This is a genomic window from Actinomycetospora endophytica (genome assembly GCF_021026375.1).
Taxonomy (GTDB): Bacteria; Actinomycetota; Actinomycetes; order Mycobacteriales; family Pseudonocardiaceae; genus Actinomycetospora; species Actinomycetospora endophytica.
Window position 1 is genome coordinate 255,941 of the sequence record NZ_JAJNDB010000001.1, and the last position, 19,497, is coordinate 275,437.

The window sequence follows — 19,497 nt, forward strand, 5'->3', positions numbered from 1 at the left end:
GAGCCCCTCCGGCGACCGTCGTCGCCGAGGGGCCGGCCGACGCGGCCGGTATCCGTCGGTCTCCCGGGTCAGCCGACGCGGAGATAACGGATGTGGGTGGCCAACGGCGAGTGCAGGACCTCGGCGGGCTCGAATCCGAAGGACTCGACCCCGTCGAAGATCCGCTCCCCCGAGCCGAGCAGGACGGGCACGACGTCGAGGGTGAACTCGTCGATCACCCCGGCCTGCAGCGCCTGCCGGACCGTCGAGGCCCCACCCGCGATGTCCACGCCGCTCTCCCCGGCGGTCTCACGGGCCGCGGCGTAGGCCGCGTCGAACCCTCCGGTGACGAAGTGGAACGTCGTCCCACCCTCCATCTCGACCGGATCGCGATCGTGATGGGTCAGCACGAACACCGGCGCGTGATACGGCGGCTCGGGGCCCCACCAGCCGTTCCACTCCTCGTCCCAGTCCCCACGGATCGGGCCGAACATGTTCCGCCCCATCACGTACGCGCCGCGGGGTCGCATCAGCCACTCGGCGGCGATCTTGTCGGCCTCGGTGGCCCGCGGGTCGCCGATGTGCCAGCCGTGCACCTCCCGCCCCCGCTTCCCCAGCGGGTCGTCCCGGCTCTGGTCCGGCCCGGCGACGAAGCCGTCCAGTGAGACCGACATGTGACAGGTGGTGTCCGGCACGATGAGCCCCCAAGTGGTTGCGACCTGCAATCGGTCGTGCGGACGATAGCAGGCGTGCCGCGGACGGCGAGCCATCCAGGAGATGCTCGAAGCTCGACGGACACGCTCATCCGCCGTCCGACGGGTCCGCGGGCACGATGTTGACGTTGACGATTCCCCAGTAGGCGGAGGGCGGCGGGGCGTCGTTGCCGGTGAGCATCGCCCCACCGGGCGAGGACCCCGGCGGGTCCAGCCGGTCGAGCTGGTAGAGGTCCTGGTCGCCGCGCGGGCCCCCGTCCACCGGCAGGACGTTCAGGGGACGGAAACCGGCCACCGGCGTGGCCGGGATGTTCTTCCGCCCGTCCCCGAAGGCGGTGATCACATCGGTCCCCCGTGACACGGTCTGGGTGAGCTGCGGGACACCGAAGCTGCCGTTGCGCCGCGTGATCGATTCGAGGCGTCCGTTGCGATAGGCGAGCACCGACAGCGAGTGGCCCTCGTCGCCGGTCTTCACGGTCATCTCGCTGGTGATCGTGGCGCCGTTCTCACGGCCGGTTCCCGGCGCGGTGTAGACGTCGATGATCGACCCGTACACCAGGTGGTGGTCGCGCAATGTCCAGGCGTGCGCCGCGCTGTCGGTGAGCCGGGTGTGCTGCGCCTCGGCGTTCGCCTCCCCCGGGCCCGGCCCGTCCCCCATCGCGACCGCGACCAGGAGGTTCGCCTCGTTCATGCTGCTCGGCAGGACCACGGTCGCCAGTCCGTCCTCCAGCGGCGACCGGGCGACGACCGCGTCGATGAAGGCGACCCCGTGCGGGACCGACGAGCCGGCGCCGCACGCGGAGAGCACCAGCACGACGATGCCCGCCGTCGCCAGGACGCTCCGCCGCACCCGCCGTCGCACTCCCACCTCCGAGGACCGGTGCCGCCGACGGACTGGGCTCAGACCAGGTCGGCGCCGATGGTGTTGCGCATCCGGGCCAGCACCGCGCGCTGGTCGCCGGTCAGCGCCGTGGCAGCCCGGGCGTGGATCTCGTTGCCGAGGGCATGCAGTGGGATGTCGGCGTGCCCGACCGCCGACACCTCGGCCATGGACCAGCGCGGGAACGTCCGGGCCGGGACCGTCGTCGTCTCGAGCACTTCGAGCGCCTCGTGCCGGGTGTCGGCACCGATGCGCTCGTAGAGCTCGTTCACCGCGGACGGTGACCCCTCGAGAACCTGCACGAAGTAATGATCGGTCAGCAACAGTGCCCCGGTGATCCCGAGTTCCCGGTTGTGGGCCCGCGCCTGCCGGAAGATTTCCGCGAGCACGGTGGGACGATCCGTGCGCGGAATACGACTGTGGCTCCGGTAGATCAGTTGCAGGACCCCTGCCGACTCCGTTGTCAGCTCGACCATGATCGCCCATCCTCCCTGCACCCAGCACCGTTCGAGCGCCCCGGATCGGGCTCATTGTGCTCTCGGGACCGGAATCGGACCATGCCGGACGAGCAGTCCCCCGCCGCGGTCGAACCGATCACGCGACGGGATGGCCGGTCGGGACGTGGTCGGCCCGGTGCCGGCCCCCGTGCCCGACGTCGGCGTCCTGGTCGTCGGCCTCGTCGTCGATCAGCGCCCGGATCCAGCGGTGGGTGGCCTGCAGCTCGACCAGCGGCGTCGCCTGCAGCGCCGGGAAGAACTGTGACCACCGGACCCCGGTCAGTGCGACCTCGAGCCCACCCCGCCCCTGCTGCAGCTCGACCAGGCCGATCAGCCCGGCCCGATCGCACCCGGTCACCGAGGAAGCGTCGATCACCACCCGCCGCCAGCCCTGATCGGAGAGCAACCGGCAATGTGCGAGCAGTTCTGCCACCGTCATCCGATCGATCGTGTCGACCAGGATTATCCGCCGTCGCCGAGACCACATCTCGCATCCCCCACCACGCTCATCATGGTCACTTCGCGCGTCCGGGCGCCCCCGCAGTGCCACTATCGACGCCCGCGCCACTGTCCTCGCGTCGAGAGGCCGGCGGAACCGTATTCGTCGTGACTCGACGAGGGATCTCGAATCGTCGGGCGTCGGCAGGACAGTTCGAACGCCGCGCGGACAGACGGAACGATTCGGGTGGATCAGCGGTGCTTGGCGACCGTGAGCAGGACGGCCGAGTCCTCCAGCGCTTCGAGGCGGTGCAGCGCGTCCGGCACGATCAGCAGATCACCGGGAGCCCCGTCCCAGGAGATGTCGGAGGCGGTGAGGCGCACCCGGCCGTGCAACACCTGGACGGTGGCCTCGCCGGGATTGCTGTGGTCATCGAGGGCGCGGCCGGCGGCGAGGGCGATCACGGTCTGGCGCAGCGTGTGCTCGTGGCCGCCGTAGACCGTGTGCGCGCCGCGCCCGCTGGTGGCGTCCTTCGCGATCTTGAGTTGCTGACGGGCCAGCGCGGTCAGCGACAACTTCTCCATGGACGCCCCATTCCGACACGGCCGACGGTCGTCGCCCGGGATCCGGGTCTCGCGGTCCGCCGACCATGGCAGAAACGGGCCGTGTCCCGCGCCCGCCAGGTCGGCCGATCAGCGGCCGGCGGCGGGCGCCTGCTCCGGCGCCTCCCGGTGCCCCTCCAGCAGCGGCGATCCGGACAGCACGATCACCCCGGCGACGAGCAGGGCGCCGCCGACACCGGCGGCGGCCGACCACCAGCCGCTCCGGACGTGCTCGCCGTAGACCCCGACGCCCCAGAGGGTGGCGACCAGCGGGTTGGCCAGGGTGATCCCCGGTTGGGAGGCGATCAGCCGCCCGGCCTGCAGGGCGTTCTGGAGCAGGAAGAAGCCGACGCCGCCGACGACGAGCAGCATCCAGGTCTGCCAGGCCGCGAGCGCTGAACCCACCCCGCCGGCCAGCGCCGCGGTGACCGGCTTGACCAGGACCGCGCCGAGGCCGGCCGACACCCCGGCGGCCACCCCGGCCAGGGCGGTGGCGACCACCCGGCGCGTCGTGCGTCGTGCCCAGACCAGCGCCGACCCGATGGCTCCGGCACCGAGCGCCAGCCCCACGACCCAGGTCGACAGCGGGACCGAGGTGGGGTCGCCCCCGCTGGGCGCCAACGCCAGGAGCAGACCGGCCACCCCCGCCGTCATCACGGCGAGCGCGAACCATTCCCGGCGCTCGAGGCGCCCGCCCAACAGCACGGCGGAGAGGAGCAGGGTGAAGGGCAGCTCCATCACCACCACCAGCTGCACCAGCGACACCGGGCCGTTCGCGATCGCCGCGATCTGCAGCGCGAACGACCCGACGACGGCCGCCAGTCCGGCGGCCCACACCGGACGACGGCGGATCAGCAGCCACAGCAGCGACCACGAGAACCCCTGCTGCGGCGGCTCGGCCTCGGTGGCCTTGCGCAACAGCACCAGGCCGAGTGCCCCGACCGCCGCCGCGCCCAGAACCAGCGTGATCACCCCTACCACCGCACCACCATCCCCTTCCGGGAGCTGGTGGATGCGTCCGGGGCATCAGGACGGGCAGGAAGGGTGACGGTCGCACCCACCGCCGGGACCGTTCGTGGACCGGACATGCGCCACGGTCGGTGACGATGTCAGGCTGCGACGGTGACCACGGGGGCAGCGGTCCACGCGACCGATGACGACGACGTGCTGACGGTGTCCGGCGAGCTCGACTCGGACTCGTGCCCGTCGGTCCGATCGGTCCTGCTCGAGGCACTCTCCGTTCGGATCGCCGCTCTGGCCGAGAACGAGGTCGTCCGCCCCATCAGCCGCGCGCGGCGTCCAGGAACCGCTCGAGCTCGGAGCGGGTGTCCGGACCGCACGGCTGGAAGACGATCTCCGTCACGCCCTGGGCGCCGAGGTCGTCGATCCGGCGACGGACCTCGGCGCGGGTGCCGCTGACGGTCACGTCGCGCAGCATCGCCGAGCCGCCGGCGTCCCACGCGGCGCGATCGGCCTCGCCGAGCTCGACGCAGTGCCCGGAGTGCACCGCGAGGTGGCGCTCGTCCTGCGGGCTCTCCTCGACGACGGACAGCCACTCGTCCCCGCCGGGCAGGGTCCGCACGGCGTCGGCGCCGCTGAACTCGTAGGCACCGTGGTAGGCCAGCGCCCACCCGGGTCCCCCGGCCACGCGGGCGTGCTCGGTGTCCTGGGGCTCGTCGTCGTCGAGCACGGTGCCCCAGGCCAGGAACGGCACCCACGTGTACTCGCTGAGGAAGTCCGGGACCTGCAGGGTCGCGAACAGCCCGTCGCCGAGCTCGCGCGCCACCCGCTCGCCCTTCGGTCCCAGCGCCCCGATGAGCACCGGGACCTCGACGGGCCTCGCCGGCGCATGCCCGTCGGGATGGAGCATCTGCATCCGCGCGCCCTCCCACTCCACGACCTCGCCGCGCAGCAGGTCGCGGAAGACGCGGATGTAGGACTCCATGAACGCCCAGGTGATGGCCCGGTATCCCATGGCGCGGCGGCCGGTGAAGCCGGTCCCGAACGAGACCGCGGTCCGACCCGGCGCGAGAGCGGCCAGGGTCGCGGTCGCCGCGGCGTTGACCATCGGGTGGCGCAGGCTCGGCACGAGGACGCCGGGCCCGATCCCGATGCGCTCGGTCCGTTCCGCCGCGAGCGCCAGGGTCATCCAGACGTCCGGGCTCTGCTGCGGGGTGTCGTAGACCCAGGCGCGGTCGTAGCCGAGCTGCTCGGCGAGCGCGATGTCGTCCGGCGAGCTCAGGGCGGTCGGGAAAGCGCAGGACACCTGCATGGTTCCTCCATCCGGCGCCGGACGGGTCGTCACGCTCGACCCGTCGGGCCGGCCAGGCCTCGGGCGTGGTCCGGACCACGCTGACTGTGCGCACAGTCACCATCTCGCTCCGGACTGTCAAGCGCCGCGCCGGGCGTCCTCGTGCGCCGACGGACGGAGTCCGCTGGCTCCGTCGTGGTCGGTGTCCGTAGCGTCGGGGGTGTGGAGGACATCCAGCAGCCGCACCCCGACACCGGCGGCGACCTGCCCGACGACCAGCTGGCCCTGGTGCTCGCGGCGGCGTCGCGAGCGATGACGGCGTGCTATCGGCAGGGGCTCAGCGCACTGGGACTGAGCTATCCCCAGTACGTGGTGATGCTGGTGCTCTGGGAGCACGGACACGCGTCGATGAAGTACCTCGGTCAGACCCTGGAACTGGACTCAGGGACTCTCTCGCCGCTGCTCAAGCGCCTGGAGGTCCGGGGACTGGTGACCCGCCGTCGGGATCCGCACGACGAGCGCCTCGTCCTGGTCGCCCCCACCGACGCCGGTCGGGCGTTGGAGGAGCAGGCCCGCGAGGTCGCCGGTGGGGTCGAGCGCGCCGCCGCGATGAGCGGGGACGAGGTGACGGCGCTGTGCGCGCGCCTCGACCGGCTGACGACCCAGGTCCGCGGTCCGGGGCGGTCGGGCACCCCGCGCCACTAGCCGCCTGACCGCCGCGGCCGATCGTGGTGACCGGGCCGCGATCCTGCGAGGCTGGACACGTGGGGCGACTGGATGCGGTGGACCTGTCCTCGCGGCTGTCCCGGGAGCAGGGCGCCGACGAGCTGGCGGCGGCCCAGAAGCGCCTGGTGCACCTGCGGCTGCTGCTGGCGGGCCTGATCGGCCCGGGCCCGATCGGACCCCCGCTGCTCGTGCTGTTCGAGGGCTGGGACGCGTCCGGGAAGGGCGGAGCCATCAAGCGCCTGGTGGCGCCCCTCGACCCGCGGCACGTGCGCGTCGTGCAGTTCGCGGCCCCCACCTACGACGAGCAACGCCACCACTTCCTGTGGCGGTTCTGGCCGGCGCTGCCCGGCTGGGGCGGGATGGCCGTGCTCGACCGGACCTGGTACGGACGCGTGCTCGTCGAACGCGTCGAGGAGTTCGCCACCGAGGCGGCCTGGGAACGGGCCTACTCGGAGATCGTCGACCTGGAGACGACGTTGGCCGCCGAGGGCACCATCGTCGTCAAGTTCTTCATGCACATCTCCCCCGCCGAGCAGCTGCGCCGTTTCCAGGCGCGCGACAAGGACCCCTACCGCGCCTGGAAGCTCACGCCGGAGGACTGGCGCAACCGCGACCGACGGCCCGCCTACGAGGCGGCCGTGGAGGAGATGGTGCGCCGGACCGAGTCGCCCGCCGGTGCGTGGCACCTGATCGCGGCCGAGGACAAGCGCTGGGCCCGGGTCGCGGTGGTGCGGACCGTGTGCTCGGAGATCGAGTCCGCGCTGGCGGCCCGGGGGATCGATCCCGACCCGCCCACATCGTGATCGCCCGAGAGCGCACGCTCACCCGGGCGGGGAGAAGGCCCCGGCGCGGGTGAGCAGATCCTTCGCTCCCGGGAGCCCGGCGAAGGCGCGGGCGACGTCGGCCGGGGTGGCGACGCGATGGGCGTTCCCGGCGACGTACGCGCGCACCGCGGCGTCGAAGGGTCCGGCCCCGACCCGTTTCCGGGCGGCGAGCAGCGCGGCGGCGCCCTGGACGTAGACGCCCGAGTAGTAGGCCGCGGCTCCACGGTCGGACCAGGTGGCCATGGGATCGCCGAGCTTGCCGCGCAGCGCCGTGGGCACGTCGGCGGTCCGGTACTCGCCGGGGGTGTTGTCGACGACGGCCTGGGCGTAGGTCGCGAATCCCTCGTCGAGCCACGGGTCGCGAGCCTGGTCGTTGCCGACCAGCCCGTAGAACCACTGGTGGGCCAGCTCGTGCGGGACCAGCTCCGGCAGCGCGTCCGAGCGGAGGTCGCCGAACTGCAGCGCGCCCGGGTACTCGATGCCCGACGACAGCGACGGTGCGATGGCCACCCACAGATCGGGGTAGGGGAACGGCCCGACGAGCTTCTCGAGCCGTCCGAGCGCCCCGTCGATCTGCCCGGCCCACTGCTCCGGGTCGGTGCGCGTCCCCGACGACGGGGTGAACAGGTGCAGCCGGGTGCCGGCGACATCGCGCTCGAGGACCCGGTAGGCCCCGACGGCGACCGAGACGTCGCGGACCGCATCGGCGCGGAAGACGTGGGTCGTCGTGCCGGGCCGCGGGCCGGGTGCCGGGGCGTCCGCGCGTCCGGTCCCCGACACCGCCGCCCCGTCCGGGGCGATCACGTGGAGCGCGTCGAGCTGGAAGTCCTCGCTGGTGGCGGTCTCGCTGGCGATGCCGACGGCGTCGTCCCGGGCCCAACCCTGACCCCGGACCCAGGCGAGCAGGGGGAAGCCGGAGCCGAACCAGGCGGTGCCGGTCGCCGGGGAGGTGCCGAGACGCTCGTCGGCGTTGCTCCCGAGGCGCAGCGTGAAGCCGAGCTCGGCCCGGACCGTCTGCCCCGCGGCGACGCAGGCGGGCAGCGGCAGCTCGATCAGCGTGCCGGGGGCACCGCTCGGAGCGCCCCCCGGCCGGACCACCGGTACGGTCGGGCGTCCCTGGACGCCGGCCCCGGTGATCTCCAGGGAGTTCCCCTGCACGGCCGCGTTCGGCATGTTGGGCCAGGCCCGGAACACCAGCTCGCACACCGGCAGGTCCGGCGCGAACTGCACCGTCTCGCGGCCGGTGGCGGTGCGCAGGTCGGGGGCGAGGTCGAACGCCAGGTCGACCGACGGCCGCTGCGGCCACGGTGCGACGGCGGGCGGAGCGGGCGCCGACCGCGGGATCACGGCGCAGGCGCCGAGCAGGATCAGCACCGCGACGAGCCCGATGAGGGCCACGCACCGGCGGAGCCCTCGGGGTGAGCACGTCACGCGGCACGCTCCCTGATCCGGGACGACTCGACGATGCCGCGTACCGGCCCGCGGCGCCAGGGACGCTCTGCGCGGACCTCGTCCGCGGAACGAAGGCCTGCCGCGACGGGCGTCGCCGGACGTACCGTGCCGTGTGCTCGTCCAGCCGATGGCCTCGCTGACCGACCTCGCGCTCGGGCTGGTCACCCTCTGCCTCGTCCCGCGGCTGCCCCGGGATGTCGAGGGCGCGCGCTACTGGCGCGCCGCGTTCGCCTGGGCGGCGGTGACCGCGCTGATCGGCGCCGCGTTCCACGGCTACCTCGTCGCCGTCCCGCGGATCGGCGGGATCACGTGGGCCGTCATGAGCACCATGGTCGTCGTCATGATGTCGTACGTCCTCGCGGCCACCGTGGTGCAGGTCCTCGGCCGCAGCCGCGCCATCGTGTTCTGGCCGCTGCGTCTGCTCGGTTTCGTCGCCTACGCGGTCATCGCCGCCACCGGGCACCCCAGCATCGAGGCGATCATGTGGTGCGAGAGCCTCACGATGGCCTGCGTCATCGGGCTCTGGATCTGGGCGTCGGTGCGCGGGCACCCGTCGGGTCGCGCGATGCTGGTCGCCATCGGGGTGAGCATCGCGGCGGCGCTGCTGCGGCTGGTGCCGGGCGCGTCGGCATTCCTGCGGCTGGATCCCGACTCCGCATATCACATCGGACAAATCGTCGGAATGGTGCTGCTGTTCCGGGCCGTCGTCCGCAGCGGGGAGCGCGCGGTGACGGATGTGCGGCTACGGCGTGTTCACGACCTCTTGCCGTCGCCTCGATGGACCTGGCGCAACATCTCGATGAACTCCCGGCGATAACCCCCGACCGTGCAGCGGTCGACCGGCACCATCATCGCCTCGAAACGACGCGCGGCGCACGCGGTGTCGTGCGCACGCCCGGCCAGACCTGGGTGATCACATTCTCCCGCGAACTCCGCGACCGCCTCGGCCAGTCCGATCAATCGGGCCGCGTCACGGCCCACCGCTCCCGCGTTCACCATCGCTGACCTGCCCACCCGCGTCTGCGGTACGGCTCCCCGCGCCACACCGTCCGTGTTCGAAGCATCGTCGCAGCACCACGCGCCGTTACCGACCTGTGACTGTTCACCTCCGCGACCACTCCGCGTCACCTCGTGCCGCGCCCCATTCCCGCCCGGTCCGGTGAAACCCCACCGATGTCATTCACGTGGTATCACGGAACGGCTACGGAAATATCTCGTCCCGGGGCTGACGGGTGCATACGGGTGAGTTACCGTCCTCCGCGTGACGCAGTCGGGTGACGCCGCCGAGTCCAATGTCTTCGACCTGAGCAGCCGGGGTTACAACCAGCATCAGGTCGACGGCCACGTCCAGGCGCTCTTGGCGCGGGTCGAGAGCCTCGAGCACGCGCACCGTCAGGAACAGCAGCGTGCCGCGCAGGCCGAGGCCGAGCTGGCCCGCACCCGCGACCACGCGGAGCGGTCCGGACCCGAGGACGGCGAGTCCTCGTTGCCGTCGGGGTTCGGCCACCGCGTCGAGCGGGTCCTACGCGTGGCCGAGCAGGAGGCGGCCAACGCACGCACCACCGCCAACCGTGAGGCGGCGGTGCTGATGCAGCGCACCCGCGAGGAGGCCGACGCGCACCGTCGGGAGGTCGAGCACGACCTCGACGCACGCCGCTCCTCGCTCGACGAGGAAGCCGCCCGGCGCCGCGGTGAGCTCGACGAACGCGAGCGCGAGCTCGACGAGCAGATGGCGGCCAGCCGCCAGGACGCCGAGCAGACCCTGGCCGAGGCGCGCATGACCGCCGAGCAGATCACCCGCGACGCCGAGGCCACGGCCCAGCAGCGTCGTGAGGACACCGACACGGAGATCCAGCGCCGGCACACCGAGGCCGAGCAGGAGCTCCAGCGCCTCCACGGTCTGCACGACGGCGTCCGTGGCGACCTCGGGCGCCTGCTCGACTCGCTGTCGGGGCAGCTCCCCCGCCAGCACTCCTCGGCGCAGCCCGCGGCCGCCGCGGCCTCCGCGGCCCGACCGGAGAACGGCGCGACCGGTGAGACCGGCGGGCCCGGTGATCCCGTCGAGACCGCGCCGGACGACGCCGGGAGCACGCACGACCACGGGGACGACGCGGCATGAGCACAGGGGCGCACGGCGCCCCGCGGCTCGGCGGCGGCTCCGGGTACGCGGTGCCGAGGAGCGCGGGTCCCGTGCCGTGGGCCCGTCGGGCGGATGCGCCCGCGCCTCGACTCGTGACGACCCGGGTCGCGGAGCCCGCCCACGACGACACCGTCACCCTGGCCCCGGTCGCGGCCGAGGACCAGGGTCTGACGGCGCTGCGCCGGCTGCCGTCGGTGCAACGCCGGGCGCTGGTCCTGCACCATTCCCGGGGCATGACGCCGGGCGAGATCGCCATTCTGGACGGGATCGCGGTCGACGTGGTGACACGGCGCCTGACCCACGGCGCGCTCGCCTTCACCCACCTGCTCGGCGGCGGAGGGTCCGTCAACGCGTCCTCCGAGGTCGTCACCGCTCACGAACTGGCGCGCCTCGGCGGCCAGGCGGTGGGCACGCTGGATCCGCTCGACCCGCCGGGCCTGGCGCCCGTCGCCGAGACGCCGCCGCGTCGCCGTCTCCGGGGCACGATCGCCGTCGCCGCCGCTGCGCTCGCCACACTCGGAGCGGCCGCGGTGGCCGTCCACGAACTCGGTCAGTCGAGTCCCTCGGCACCGGCCCCGACCCCGACCCCGACCGACGGGGCTCCTCCGCCCGGGTCCGCCCTGCCTCCCGGCGCCGGCGCGACCGCCGGTCCCGGCCCCGTACCGGGCGCGGTCGCCCATGCTCCCGGGCCGGGCGGTCCGCCACCTCCCACTGCCGCCGCGGCCGACCTGAACCTGCACGGGAACATCGCGCCGCCCCGGCCACAGGTGTCGCCGGCGGCGGTCGTCCCGCTGGCCGGAGCCGCCCGGTTCGCACCCGCCCAGGCTCCGGGGGTCGGCGGGCCTCCCCCCGCCCAGGCGTCGGTCGCCGCGGCGAACCAGCCGGTACCTGCGGCCGAGCCGTCCGGGCCCTCGGCGGACTCCGGACCCTCGGCGGACTCCGGGTCCTCGGCGAATTCCGGGCCCGGCGCGGCGTCGTCGTCCGCGCCGCCCGCATCCCGGCGCTCCTCGTCAGCACCCTCGTCGTCCGCGGCGCCGTCGTCCGCGGCGTCGGCGCCCTCGCCGTCGGCATCGTCGTCCGCTCCGGCGGCGGACTCGGAGTCGGCGCCGGCCGACGGGGGCGGGGCGGCGGCGGACGACGGCGGGTCGCACCCCGGGTCGTCACGTCCGGCGCAGGGCGACCACGCCCGGCCCGGCGGGGATGGCGGCTCCGGCCGCGACCGAGGTCATGACGGCGGCCCGGGCGGTGGCGACGGCCACGGCAACGGCCGGGCGGGCGGACAGGGTCACGGCGGTCACCGGGGGCGCTGACCGGGAGATCGGCGCGCGGCGCGTTCCGGCGCCTCTCAGGAACCGTCGCTCCACTTCACAGACAACTCCTCGATTCCGGGCGTAATTCATCTTGCGAGGGCCGCGGGCCCACCCGAGGTGAACCATGGACCGGCAGAACGAACTCCCCGACTCAGGAACCGAGCGACCCGCCGTCAGGCCGGCTCCGCCGCGGCACCGTTGGCTGCGCGTCGGAGCGACGGCCGCCGTCGTGGTCTCGCTCGCGGCCGGCACCGGAACGATCGTCGGAATGGAGTCCGCCCCGACGACGACGGTGGCCGCCGCCCCCGATCGTCACGGCGGTGGATTCGGCATCGGGAACGGTGATCTCGGGCAGACGAGCACCCAGTCGTCCGCGGCGGCCGCGACGACCCAGCAGCAGACCGGCGTCGTCGACATCGACACCGTTCTCGACTACGGGCAGGGAGAGGCCGCGGGCACCGGAATCGTCCTCACCCCGGCGGGAGAAATCCTCACCAACAATCACGTGGTCCAGGGATCGACGTCCATCAAGGTCACCGATGTCCGCAGCGGCGCGAGCTACACGGCCGAGGTCGTCGGTACCGACGCCACCGCCGACGTCGCCGTCCTGCAGTTGCAGGGCGCCTCGGGTCTCACCCCCGCCGTCCTCGCCTCGCCCGCCGCCCAGGCCGCCGTGGCGCCCGGGACCTCGGTGACGGGGGTCGGCAACGCCGGCGGCAAGGGCGGGACCCCGTCGGCCGCCACCGGCACGGTGCTCGCCACCGGCCAGACGGTCACCGCCTCCGACGAGACGTCCGCCGATGCCGAGAACCTCAACGGGATGATCGAGGTCCAGGCCGCCATCGAGTCCGGCGACTCCGGCGGGCCGCTCTACGCGAATGGTGCCGTGATCGGGATCGACACCGCCGCCTCGGAGTCCTCGTCGCCGACCGTCCGCAACGCCGCCGACTCGACCACCGGCACCCCGACCACCGGGTACGCCATCCCGATCGCGACGGCGCTGAACGTCGCCGGCCAGATCACCTCGGGCGTGCACAACAGCGCCATCCAGCAGGGATACCCGGCCTTCCTCGGCGTCGAGATCGGCTCGGGCGCGTCCGGCTCCTCGTCGTCCGGCGGTGACAACGCCGGCGGATACGGCGGTGGCTACGGATCCAGCCGGTACGGGGACGGATCCGACGGCACGGGATCGAGCGCCACGTCCCAGGGCGCCCCGATCTCCGGGATCGTCAGCGGCTCGCCCGCCGCCTCGGCCGGGTTGGCGGCCGGCGACGTCATCACCGCCGTCGACGGGCAGACCATCACCGGCGCGGATCAGCTCTCCTCGAGCCTCGGCTCCCACGCCGTCGGTGACCGCGTGAGCCTCACCTGGGTCGACGCGGACGGCACCTCGCACACCGGCACGGCCGTCCTCGCCGCCGGCCCGGCGGCCTGACGGCGGTCACATTCGACGGGAAAGGCGGTCATACTCACGGACCACGGACGAAGGAGACACGATGATCATCGGCCGCTTCAGGATTCAGTGCCGCCCGGAATGGACCGAGAAGGTCGCGACGACGATCGCGGCGGTCGAGGCTCCGAGTCGTGAACTGCCCGGCGTCGTCCACTTCGACATCGCGCGCAGCGTGACGGACCCGAACACCTTCCTCGCCGTCGAGGTGTTCGAGAATCGTGAGGCCCTCGACCGCCAGAACGCGCAACGTGAGGTCGCCGACCTGCTCGCCCTCGTCGACGCGGGGGCGCTCACGGGCGATCTCGAGTGGACGGTCTGGGAAACGACGGCGGAATAGCGGGAGGACCGCACCCAGCGGCATCGGGCGCTCACGTGCGGTGAGCGATCTTCCGTTCCTGCGACGCTCGCGATCGGATCGAGGTGCGGTGTTCACCGGACCGTGGCCGGCGCCGTGAACGGTCGAACGGGACAGTGGCAGCGCGGAGGGAGTCCCGATGAACATCGTCCTGGTCCACGGTGCGTGGGCCGACGGCTCGTGCTGGAGCTCCGTCGTTGAGGCCCTCCAGTCGCGCGGTCACACCGTCACCGGTCCGCAGTTCCCCGAGACGTCCCTGGACGCGGACGTCGCGCGCCTTCGTCAGGTACTGCGACGTCAGAACGGTCCGACCCTCGTCGTCGGCCATTCCTACGGCGGACAGATCATCACCGCACTCGGCCGGGACGCCCCGAACGCCGTCGGGCTCGTCTACGTCGCGGCCTTCGGGCTCGACGAGGGCGAATCGATCGGCAAGCTCCTGGCCCAGGGCCCCCCGACGCCGGCGCTGGCTCACCTCGACATCGACGAGCTCGGGTTCGCCTGGCTCCCGGAGGACGACTACGTCGGGCACTTCGCCGCGGACGTCGACCGGGCACGGGCCCGCGTCATGCACGCCGTCCAGCAGCCGCTCGCGGCGAGCACCCTCGAGGACGTCATGGGCGTCCCGGCATGGAAGGCGCTGCCGTCCTGGTACATGGTGGCCACCCACGACGAGGCGATCCCGCCGGACGCCGAGCGCTCGTTCGCCGCGCGGATGGGCGCGACCACGGTGGAGGTCGAATCCAGCCACGTGCCGATGATCTCGCATCCCGACGCCGTCGTGGACCTCATCGACACCGCCCTGGCCCGCGTGGCCTGACGCCAGAACCGGTGTCCACTCGAGGGCGCGTCGTCGTCACCGGGGCCAACGGCTGGATCGGCGGGAGGGTGGGCGCCGCCCTGCAGACCCGCGGAGTGCGCTCACCGCGCGACCGCGTCCGGCGGTTCCGCCAGGATGACCGCCAGGGCGACCTTGGCCCGACGCACACGCGAGAGGACCGTGTCCCGGGGGATTCCGAGCATCACGGCCAGCTCCGACGCGGTGAACCCGCGCAGCACGTGCAGGAAGAAGGACTCCCGCAGCCGGTACGACAGCTGCAGGAGTGCCTCCTCCAGCACAGCGACCTCGACTCCCCCGGCGGCGACCCAGCGCTCGACGGTGAGCACGTCGTGGGTCGGTTCCACCGGCTCGGCCAGCCGCCGCCTGGACACGAGCTGGGAGAGCGCGGTGTTGATCGCGATGCGGCGCAACCAGGTGCTCACGGCCGCGTCGCCCCGGAACCGGCCCGCGTGATGCGCGGCGCGGGTGAACGCGTCCTGCACCGCGTCCTCGGTGTCCTGGTGATGACGTAGCACCGACCAGGCCGCCCGGAAGACCACCTGCCGGTGGCGGGCGTAGAGCACCGCGAACGCCTCCCGATCGCCGGCGACGTGGGCGGCGAGCAGCTCCGCGTCACCGGCGGCCCGATCCCCGCCCTGCGGCTGCGGGATCCGCTCGGCCGGATGCGCGCTCCGGGGGGCGGGGTACGGCCCGGCTCCGTCGGTGGCCGTCGCGCGGGCCCGGTCCCCTCCGGAACCGGGCCGCGTGAGCAGGTCCGCTCCCGTCGCGGGGCTGGGCAGTGACATCGACACCGCTGATCCTCCTCGTCGTCCGTCGCCGGCCGCGTCGGGTATCGGTCGCCGCCCTGGGCGATCCGCCACCGACGGTCGGTACGGCCTCGTAAGATCTGCTCCGGTACGGGGAGGACGCTGTCAGCGACCCGTGGTGGTGGGGGCCCGTCGGGAGTCGACGGGGGCTGGAAGCGCAGGTCAGAGCCTGTCTGTTCGGTGCTCAGTGAGACTCATGCGACGACGCGACGGGAACGCCATGGCAGCGCCGACCTGGTTCGTGGAGCACCTCGAGGCGCTGCGCCGGCTTCCCGGGCTCCCGGCCGGCCTCCGCCCGGACGCTGGCGGAGTGGAGCGCGCAGGTCGGCGCGGTCGGAGGGGCGGCGTGGAGCTCCGACGGTCAGACCCTCGCCATCGGCAGCGATGATCGCTCCGTGGCGCTGTGGAACATGGCCGATCCGGGTCGCGGAGCCCCGGTCGGCGACCCGATCATCGGGCACACCGACAGCGTCTACAGCCTCGGGTTCCCCCCGACGGCCGCGTCCTGGCCAGCGGAGGCCGCGACCGCACCGTGCTCCTGTGGAACCTGGACGTCGACGCGGCGATCCGGCGGGTCTGCGACGCCACGCCCGACACCCTGACATCGGAGGCGTGGAGCACCTACGTCTCCCCGGACCGCTCCTACGACCCGCCGTGCGGGAGCGGCGGCGCGACCGGGACCCACTGATCGACGGCGTGCTGGTAGGCCTCCGGCGCGGCGGGGGCCTTGTCGACCTGCCACACCCCGTCCGCTGTGGCCGCCGGCATCGGCGGTAGCTGTGCCGCGAGCTCGCGCACCACCCTCGCCCGGCGCCACCGCGGGTCCTCGGCCAGCATCGCGGCCGCCGCCCGGGTCTCGGCGATCTCCCCGACGCACTCGAAGGGCTTGTGCCCGGCCAGCCCCGCGAGCTCCCGGTACCCGTCGAGCTGGCTCGGGTCGTCGAGCAGATCGTGCGCGAAGATCTCGAGCAGCCGACGCTTCTCCATGGAGGACGCCAGCGCCAGGAACACGAAGCGGCACTTCGCGCAGTCGTTGCACCAGCGCTGCGTGCGACCCTGGTGGCTCATCCGGAACGCGAAGTTGCAACTGGTCAGCAGCGCGTCGTAGTCGCGGGTCGCGGCGAAGAGCCGGCAGATCGCCAGCTCCGAGAGTCCGCGGAGCAACGAGAAGCAGCCGGTGCCAAGCCCGGCGTGCTCGCGGAGCGCGGCGTCCAGCAACGACTCGGCCTCGGACCCCTTGGCCCACTGGTGGTTCACCTCGCGGCCGCGCCAGACCATGGTGCTCTCGTCCGCGGAGCGCTCGTTGGCCAGCACCACCGGGCCGAGCCCGTGCAGCGCTCCCGCCGCGGCACCCGCGAGCGCGTTGATGGCGGTCACCGGGACGTGGCCGACGCGCATGGCGTTCTCCCGCAGCAGCCGGGTCATCTCCGGATCCTGCTGACGCCGGATCAGCAGCCCGGGGCCGGGACCTCGCGCCATGATCTCCTCGAGCAGTGGCGTGGGCTCCCGCTCCACCGCGAACATGGCTGGGGCGAACCCCGCGGTGTGCAGGATCTCCAGCGCGACGATGGAGTCCTTGCCGCCACCGATCGCCACCAGCGGGATCCGGCCCGCCGTCGCCAGCTCACGGAACTCCCCGACCGGGGACCGGTGCTCGGTCTCGACCGGCAGATCCAGCACGTGCTCCAGGGTCCAGCGATGGGCGAACTCGGCCAGTCCCCGCTGGTAGAGGGCCTCGGCCCAGCGTGTGGCCGCCGGGGCGAGCGGGACCGCGTCCACCGAGACCCGGCCGGGCGCGACCCCTTTGTAGTAGACGGTGCCGACCGCGACGTAGAGCAGTTCCAGCACCCGACCGAACGACTCCAGCGCCGCGGGGTCGACGTCGCCGCACGGGAGCGGGAACTCGATCGTGTCGGTGAAACGGAGCTGCTGGGCGCTCCCGTCGTGGAGATAGTCGAACTCGGCGACGCCGGTGCTCGGGTCGAAACGTAGCCCGCGATAGCGGAACGTGTGGATATCGGCCCAGCGACTCTCGTCAAGCCATTCCACCGGCGCACCCTCCCACGGGGAATGTCGCCACCGATGATCTCATGGCGGCCTCCGCTCGGCGGAGGCGTCAGGGCACCGGGGCCCGGTCGGCGGCGCGGATGAGGTCCTCCGCATCGTCCTCGGTGAGCCATCGCCGGGCCTGCAGCTCCCGCGCATCCGCCGTGACCTTGGTGACGTAGTCGCCGTGGCCCGGATAGAGGACCTGCAGGTACTGCAGGGAGAACGTGATGTCGTACCCGGCATAGGCGCTCTGGTTGCTGCCGGGCGCCTTCAGACCGCGGGGCGCGAAGGTGGCGGTCGGTACGTCGGACGCGGTGGTGCGGACCCCGCCCACCGGGTTGCCGAGGGCGTCGGTGGTGGCCTCCGGCGGCCAGTCCGCGGGATCGGCCACGGTCAACCGCGTGGCGTGCGGCGGTGGGACGCCGTGGTCGACCCAGGCATCCAGGTTCGCGAAGGCGGCGTCGAGCACGACGTGCAACGGGAAGCGGCTCAGCGGATAGGCGACGCGGTTCTCGGGACGCAGCCCGGCACGGACCAGTTCCGCGTCGTCGGGGAAGAACGCACCCTGATCGGCCGGGAGGTGGCTGCCTCCGCCGATCTCGTACAGCCGGATGCGCCGATCCGGGGTGTCGCTGTCGTCCGGGCGGTCGGTCGCCCGGGGGAAGCTCGCCGCGCTGGCGAAATCGGTGGGGGTGCTCACCACCTCGACCGGGACGCCGGGCGGTGGATCGAACCGCGCCCGGGGATCGCCGGGCGCCGGTAGTGGGGCACAGCGGCTGATCGGCGTCCCTGCGTAGCCACCGGCGCCCGGGACGTAGCCGTCGAAGACCGGGCCGCCGCCGGGCAGCGTCTCGTGGCGGGCGACCGCGCCGAGGTAGGTGAGGTCGTAGGAGCCGGACTGCGACCACCCGGTCAAGGTGCTCTCGCGGGGGCGCAGATCTCGCAGCGGGTTGCTCGGTGCCGTGCTGCGGATCAGCCCGCCGACCTGGCTGATGACGTCCCAGGCCAGGCCGGGTTCTCCGCCGGGATCGATCTGGTGCGGCGTCGGGCAGCCCGAGGTGTCCGGCTGCGGGTCGGCCATCTGCAGCGAGGCGTACCGGGCCGGGTCGAAGCGCTTGAGCGACGAGATCGTCTGCGGGCCGACGGTGATCCCGACGTAGGCGTCCCCGGCGTGCATGAAGCCGGCGTGGCCGATCTCCCACGCTCCGTCGAGGTCATGGCCGCTGGTGGTGTTGAGCGGTTCGACCCGCACCCGGCCGCTGAACCTCGCCGGATCCGCCGGGCGGCGGATCAGGATGCGGGTGGTGTAGCTGCCGGTGGCGGCGACCCGCAGGGTGTCGGACGCGGGCCACGAGAACACCCGGGCCGGCCCGGCGACGAGGTACTCCTGCTCGACGTAGCCCGAGGCAGCCACGTCGATCGGGCTCACATCGTGGTCCGAGGCCAGGAACGGATAGGACTGCGCCGACACCGGGATCGGGCCCGACACCGCGGGGAGACCCGGTACCTCCACTCCCACGCCGTCGCCCGTCGGGCTCGTCACCCCGCAGCCCACGGTGCCCGCGACCAGACAGAGGGCGAAGCACAGCCCAGCCACCCGCACCCCGCCGACCCGTCGTCGCCACCTGGCCGTGGTCGGAGAACTACCTGGACCTGGCATCGCCTCGTCCCTCCCGACCCCTGGCTCGCTCGCCTCACCGTGACGACCGGCGCCGCCCGCGCAACACCGTGCCGCCGGAGACCGCATGTCGGGTCGGTGGACGGGATCTCGGACGGGAGAGAACCAGGTCGGACGGCGCATCTCCAGGTCTCACTGAGCAGGCATCGCGCCATCCAGGGCTCTCCGCAGCCGACACCGGTGGCTCGTCGGGGTCAGGAACCGACGTTAGATGAATCGATCCAGAAAAGATCCGGGGACGCGGAAGGGCCGGATCGCCGGTCTGACTTCCGTGAACGGCCATCAGCGGCGGGCGAGGAGACATCACGATGACCGACGACGACCCGGCGACTGCCGACGAGATCACGGCGCTGCTCGCGCAGCGCTGTTCGCCGGGATCCACGAGCCGCGCCGCTGACTCGCGAACCCGGCTGTTCGGCACCACGACACACAGCAGCCAGACAGAAGAGCACCGCTGACATCAGTCAGATCACCGTCCGCCCGGATGCGCCGGAGATGCCCT

Annotated in this window: 22 protein-coding genes; 11 read left to right on the forward strand and 11 right to left on the reverse strand. The window is 73.0% G+C overall.

Annotation, left to right across the window (positions count from 1 at the left end; all coding sequences use genetic code 11):
- Positions 1–68: 68 nt before the first annotated feature.
- From LQ327_RS01245 to LQ327_RS01275, 7 genes are all read right to left on the reverse strand, one after another.
- Positions 69–653 (reverse strand): dihydrofolate reductase family protein, encoded by a 585-nt coding sequence (locus LQ327_RS01245; RefSeq protein WP_230729707.1) that lies wholly within the window; start codon positions 651–653, stop codon positions 69–71.
- A gap of 127 nt (positions 654–780) precedes the next feature.
- Positions 781–1,542, reverse strand: coding sequence for a hypothetical protein (locus tag LQ327_RS01250; protein ID WP_230729708.1), 762 nt, complete (start codon positions 1,540–1,542; stop codon positions 781–783).
- 50 nt (positions 1,543–1,592) lie between these two features.
- Complete coding sequence (locus LQ327_RS01255; protein ID WP_269069116.1) at positions 1,593–2,048, reverse strand: BLUF domain-containing protein; 456 nt, start codon at positions 2,046–2,048, stop codon at positions 1,593–1,595.
- A gap of 118 nt (positions 2,049–2,166) precedes the next feature.
- Complete coding sequence (locus LQ327_RS01260) at positions 2,167–2,508, reverse strand: hypothetical protein (protein WP_230729710.1); 342 nt, start codon at positions 2,506–2,508, stop codon at positions 2,167–2,169.
- Between the two features lie 251 nt (positions 2,509–2,759).
- A complete protein-coding gene (locus LQ327_RS01265; RefSeq protein WP_230729711.1) occupies positions 2,760–3,092 on the reverse strand; it encodes a cupin domain-containing protein in 333 nt (110 codons plus the stop codon).
- Between the two features lie 108 nt (positions 3,093–3,200).
- Positions 3,201–4,082, reverse strand: coding sequence for a DMT family transporter (locus tag LQ327_RS01270; protein ID WP_230729712.1), 882 nt, complete (start codon positions 4,080–4,082; stop codon positions 3,201–3,203).
- 310 nt (positions 4,083–4,392) lie between these two features.
- Positions 4,393–5,382, reverse strand: a complete 990-nt coding sequence (locus LQ327_RS01275) for an LLM class flavin-dependent oxidoreductase (RefSeq protein WP_230729713.1) — start codon at positions 5,380–5,382, stop codon at positions 4,393–4,395.
- Between the two features lie 201 nt (positions 5,383–5,583).
- Between LQ327_RS01275 and LQ327_RS34470 the strand changes: the two genes are divergently transcribed.
- Together LQ327_RS34470 and LQ327_RS01285 are read left to right on the forward strand one after the other, a co-directional pair.
- Positions 5,584–6,066 carry a MarR family winged helix-turn-helix transcriptional regulator gene (locus LQ327_RS34470; protein WP_308286232.1) on the forward strand — a complete coding sequence of 161 codons (483 nt, stop codon included), beginning with the start codon at positions 5,584–5,586 and terminating at the stop codon, positions 6,064–6,066.
- Between the two features lie 59 nt (positions 6,067–6,125).
- Positions 6,126–6,890 (forward strand): polyphosphate kinase 2 family protein, encoded by a 765-nt coding sequence (locus LQ327_RS01285; protein ID WP_230729714.1) that lies wholly within the window; start codon positions 6,126–6,128, stop codon positions 6,888–6,890.
- 18 nt (positions 6,891–6,908) lie between these two features.
- On the opposite strand, the gene LQ327_RS01290 is transcribed toward LQ327_RS01285, so the two are convergent.
- Entirely contained in the window at positions 6,909–8,309 is a 1,401-nt protein-coding gene (locus tag LQ327_RS01290) for a M1 family aminopeptidase (protein WP_230729715.1), read from the reverse strand.
- 181 nt (positions 8,310–8,490) lie between these two features.
- On the opposite strand from LQ327_RS01290, the gene LQ327_RS01295 reads away from it, so the two are divergent.
- The 6 genes from LQ327_RS01295 to LQ327_RS01320 all read left to right on the forward strand — a co-directional run bounded on the left by LQ327_RS01295 (position 8,491) and on the right by LQ327_RS01320 (position 14,441).
- Complete coding sequence (locus LQ327_RS01295; RefSeq protein ID WP_230729716.1) at positions 8,491–9,180, forward strand: DUF6962 family protein; 690 nt, start codon at positions 8,491–8,493, stop codon at positions 9,178–9,180.
- Between the two features lie 444 nt (positions 9,181–9,624).
- Positions 9,625–10,482 (forward strand): F0F1 ATP synthase subunit B, encoded by an 858-nt coding sequence (locus LQ327_RS01300; protein WP_230729717.1) that lies wholly within the window; start codon positions 9,625–9,627, stop codon positions 10,480–10,482.
- The gene (locus LQ327_RS01305; protein WP_230729718.1) at positions 10,479–11,813 is read left to right on the forward strand and encodes a hypothetical protein; all 1,335 of its coding nucleotides are present in this window, start codon (positions 10,479–10,481) and stop codon (positions 11,811–11,813) included. Before LQ327_RS01300 ends, LQ327_RS01305 begins: the two co-directional genes overlap by 4 nt.
- A 268-nt stretch (positions 11,814–12,081) precedes the next feature.
- On the forward strand, positions 12,082–13,248 hold the full coding sequence (locus tag LQ327_RS01310; RefSeq protein WP_230729719.1) for a S1C family serine protease: 1,167 nt from the start codon (positions 12,082–12,084) through the stop codon (positions 13,246–13,248).
- A 61-nt stretch (positions 13,249–13,309) separates the two neighbouring features.
- The gene (locus LQ327_RS01315; protein ID WP_230729720.1) at positions 13,310–13,603 is read left to right on the forward strand and encodes a putative quinol monooxygenase; all 294 of its coding nucleotides are present in this window, start codon (positions 13,310–13,312) and stop codon (positions 13,601–13,603) included.
- Between the two features lie 157 nt (positions 13,604–13,760).
- Positions 13,761–14,441 (forward strand): alpha/beta fold hydrolase, encoded by a 681-nt coding sequence (locus LQ327_RS01320; RefSeq protein ID WP_230729721.1) that lies wholly within the window; start codon positions 13,761–13,763, stop codon positions 14,439–14,441.
- Between the two features lie 101 nt (positions 14,442–14,542).
- On the opposite strand, the gene LQ327_RS01325 is transcribed toward LQ327_RS01320, so the two are convergent.
- Entirely contained in the window at positions 14,543–15,247 is a 705-nt protein-coding gene (locus LQ327_RS01325; RefSeq protein WP_230729722.1) for an RNA polymerase sigma factor, read from the reverse strand.
- 323 nt (positions 15,248–15,570) lie between these two features.
- Here LQ327_RS01325 and LQ327_RS35185 point away from each other — a divergent pair, with 323 nt between their 5' ends.
- Positions 15,571–15,870 (forward strand): hypothetical protein, encoded by a 300-nt coding sequence (locus LQ327_RS35185; protein WP_372460634.1) that lies wholly within the window; start codon positions 15,571–15,573, stop codon positions 15,868–15,870.
- On the forward strand, positions 15,801–15,956 hold the full coding sequence (locus tag LQ327_RS01330) for a hypothetical protein (RefSeq protein ID WP_230729723.1): 156 nt from the start codon (positions 15,801–15,803) through the stop codon (positions 15,954–15,956). The genes LQ327_RS35185 and LQ327_RS01330 overlap by 70 nt, the downstream gene beginning before the upstream one ends.
- On the opposite strand, the gene LQ327_RS01335 is transcribed toward LQ327_RS01330, so the two are convergent.
- Both LQ327_RS01335 and LQ327_RS01340 read right to left on the reverse strand, forming a co-directional pair.
- Entirely contained in the window at positions 15,911–17,317 is a 1,407-nt protein-coding gene (locus tag LQ327_RS01335; protein ID WP_230729724.1) for a MurL-like N-terminal domain-containing, read from the reverse strand. The genes LQ327_RS01330 and LQ327_RS01335 overlap by 46 nt on opposite strands.
- Before the next feature lie 67 nt (positions 17,318–17,384).
- A complete protein-coding gene (locus LQ327_RS01340) occupies positions 17,385–18,914 on the reverse strand; it encodes an alpha/beta hydrolase domain-containing protein (protein WP_230729725.1) in 1,530 nt (509 codons plus the stop codon).
- Between the two features lie 389 nt (positions 18,915–19,303).
- Here LQ327_RS01340 and LQ327_RS01345 point away from each other — a divergent pair, with 389 nt between their 5' ends.
- Complete coding sequence (locus LQ327_RS01345; protein ID WP_230729726.1) at positions 19,304–19,453, forward strand: hypothetical protein; 150 nt, start codon at positions 19,304–19,306, stop codon at positions 19,451–19,453.
- Positions 19,454–19,497: the final 44 nt, after the last annotated feature.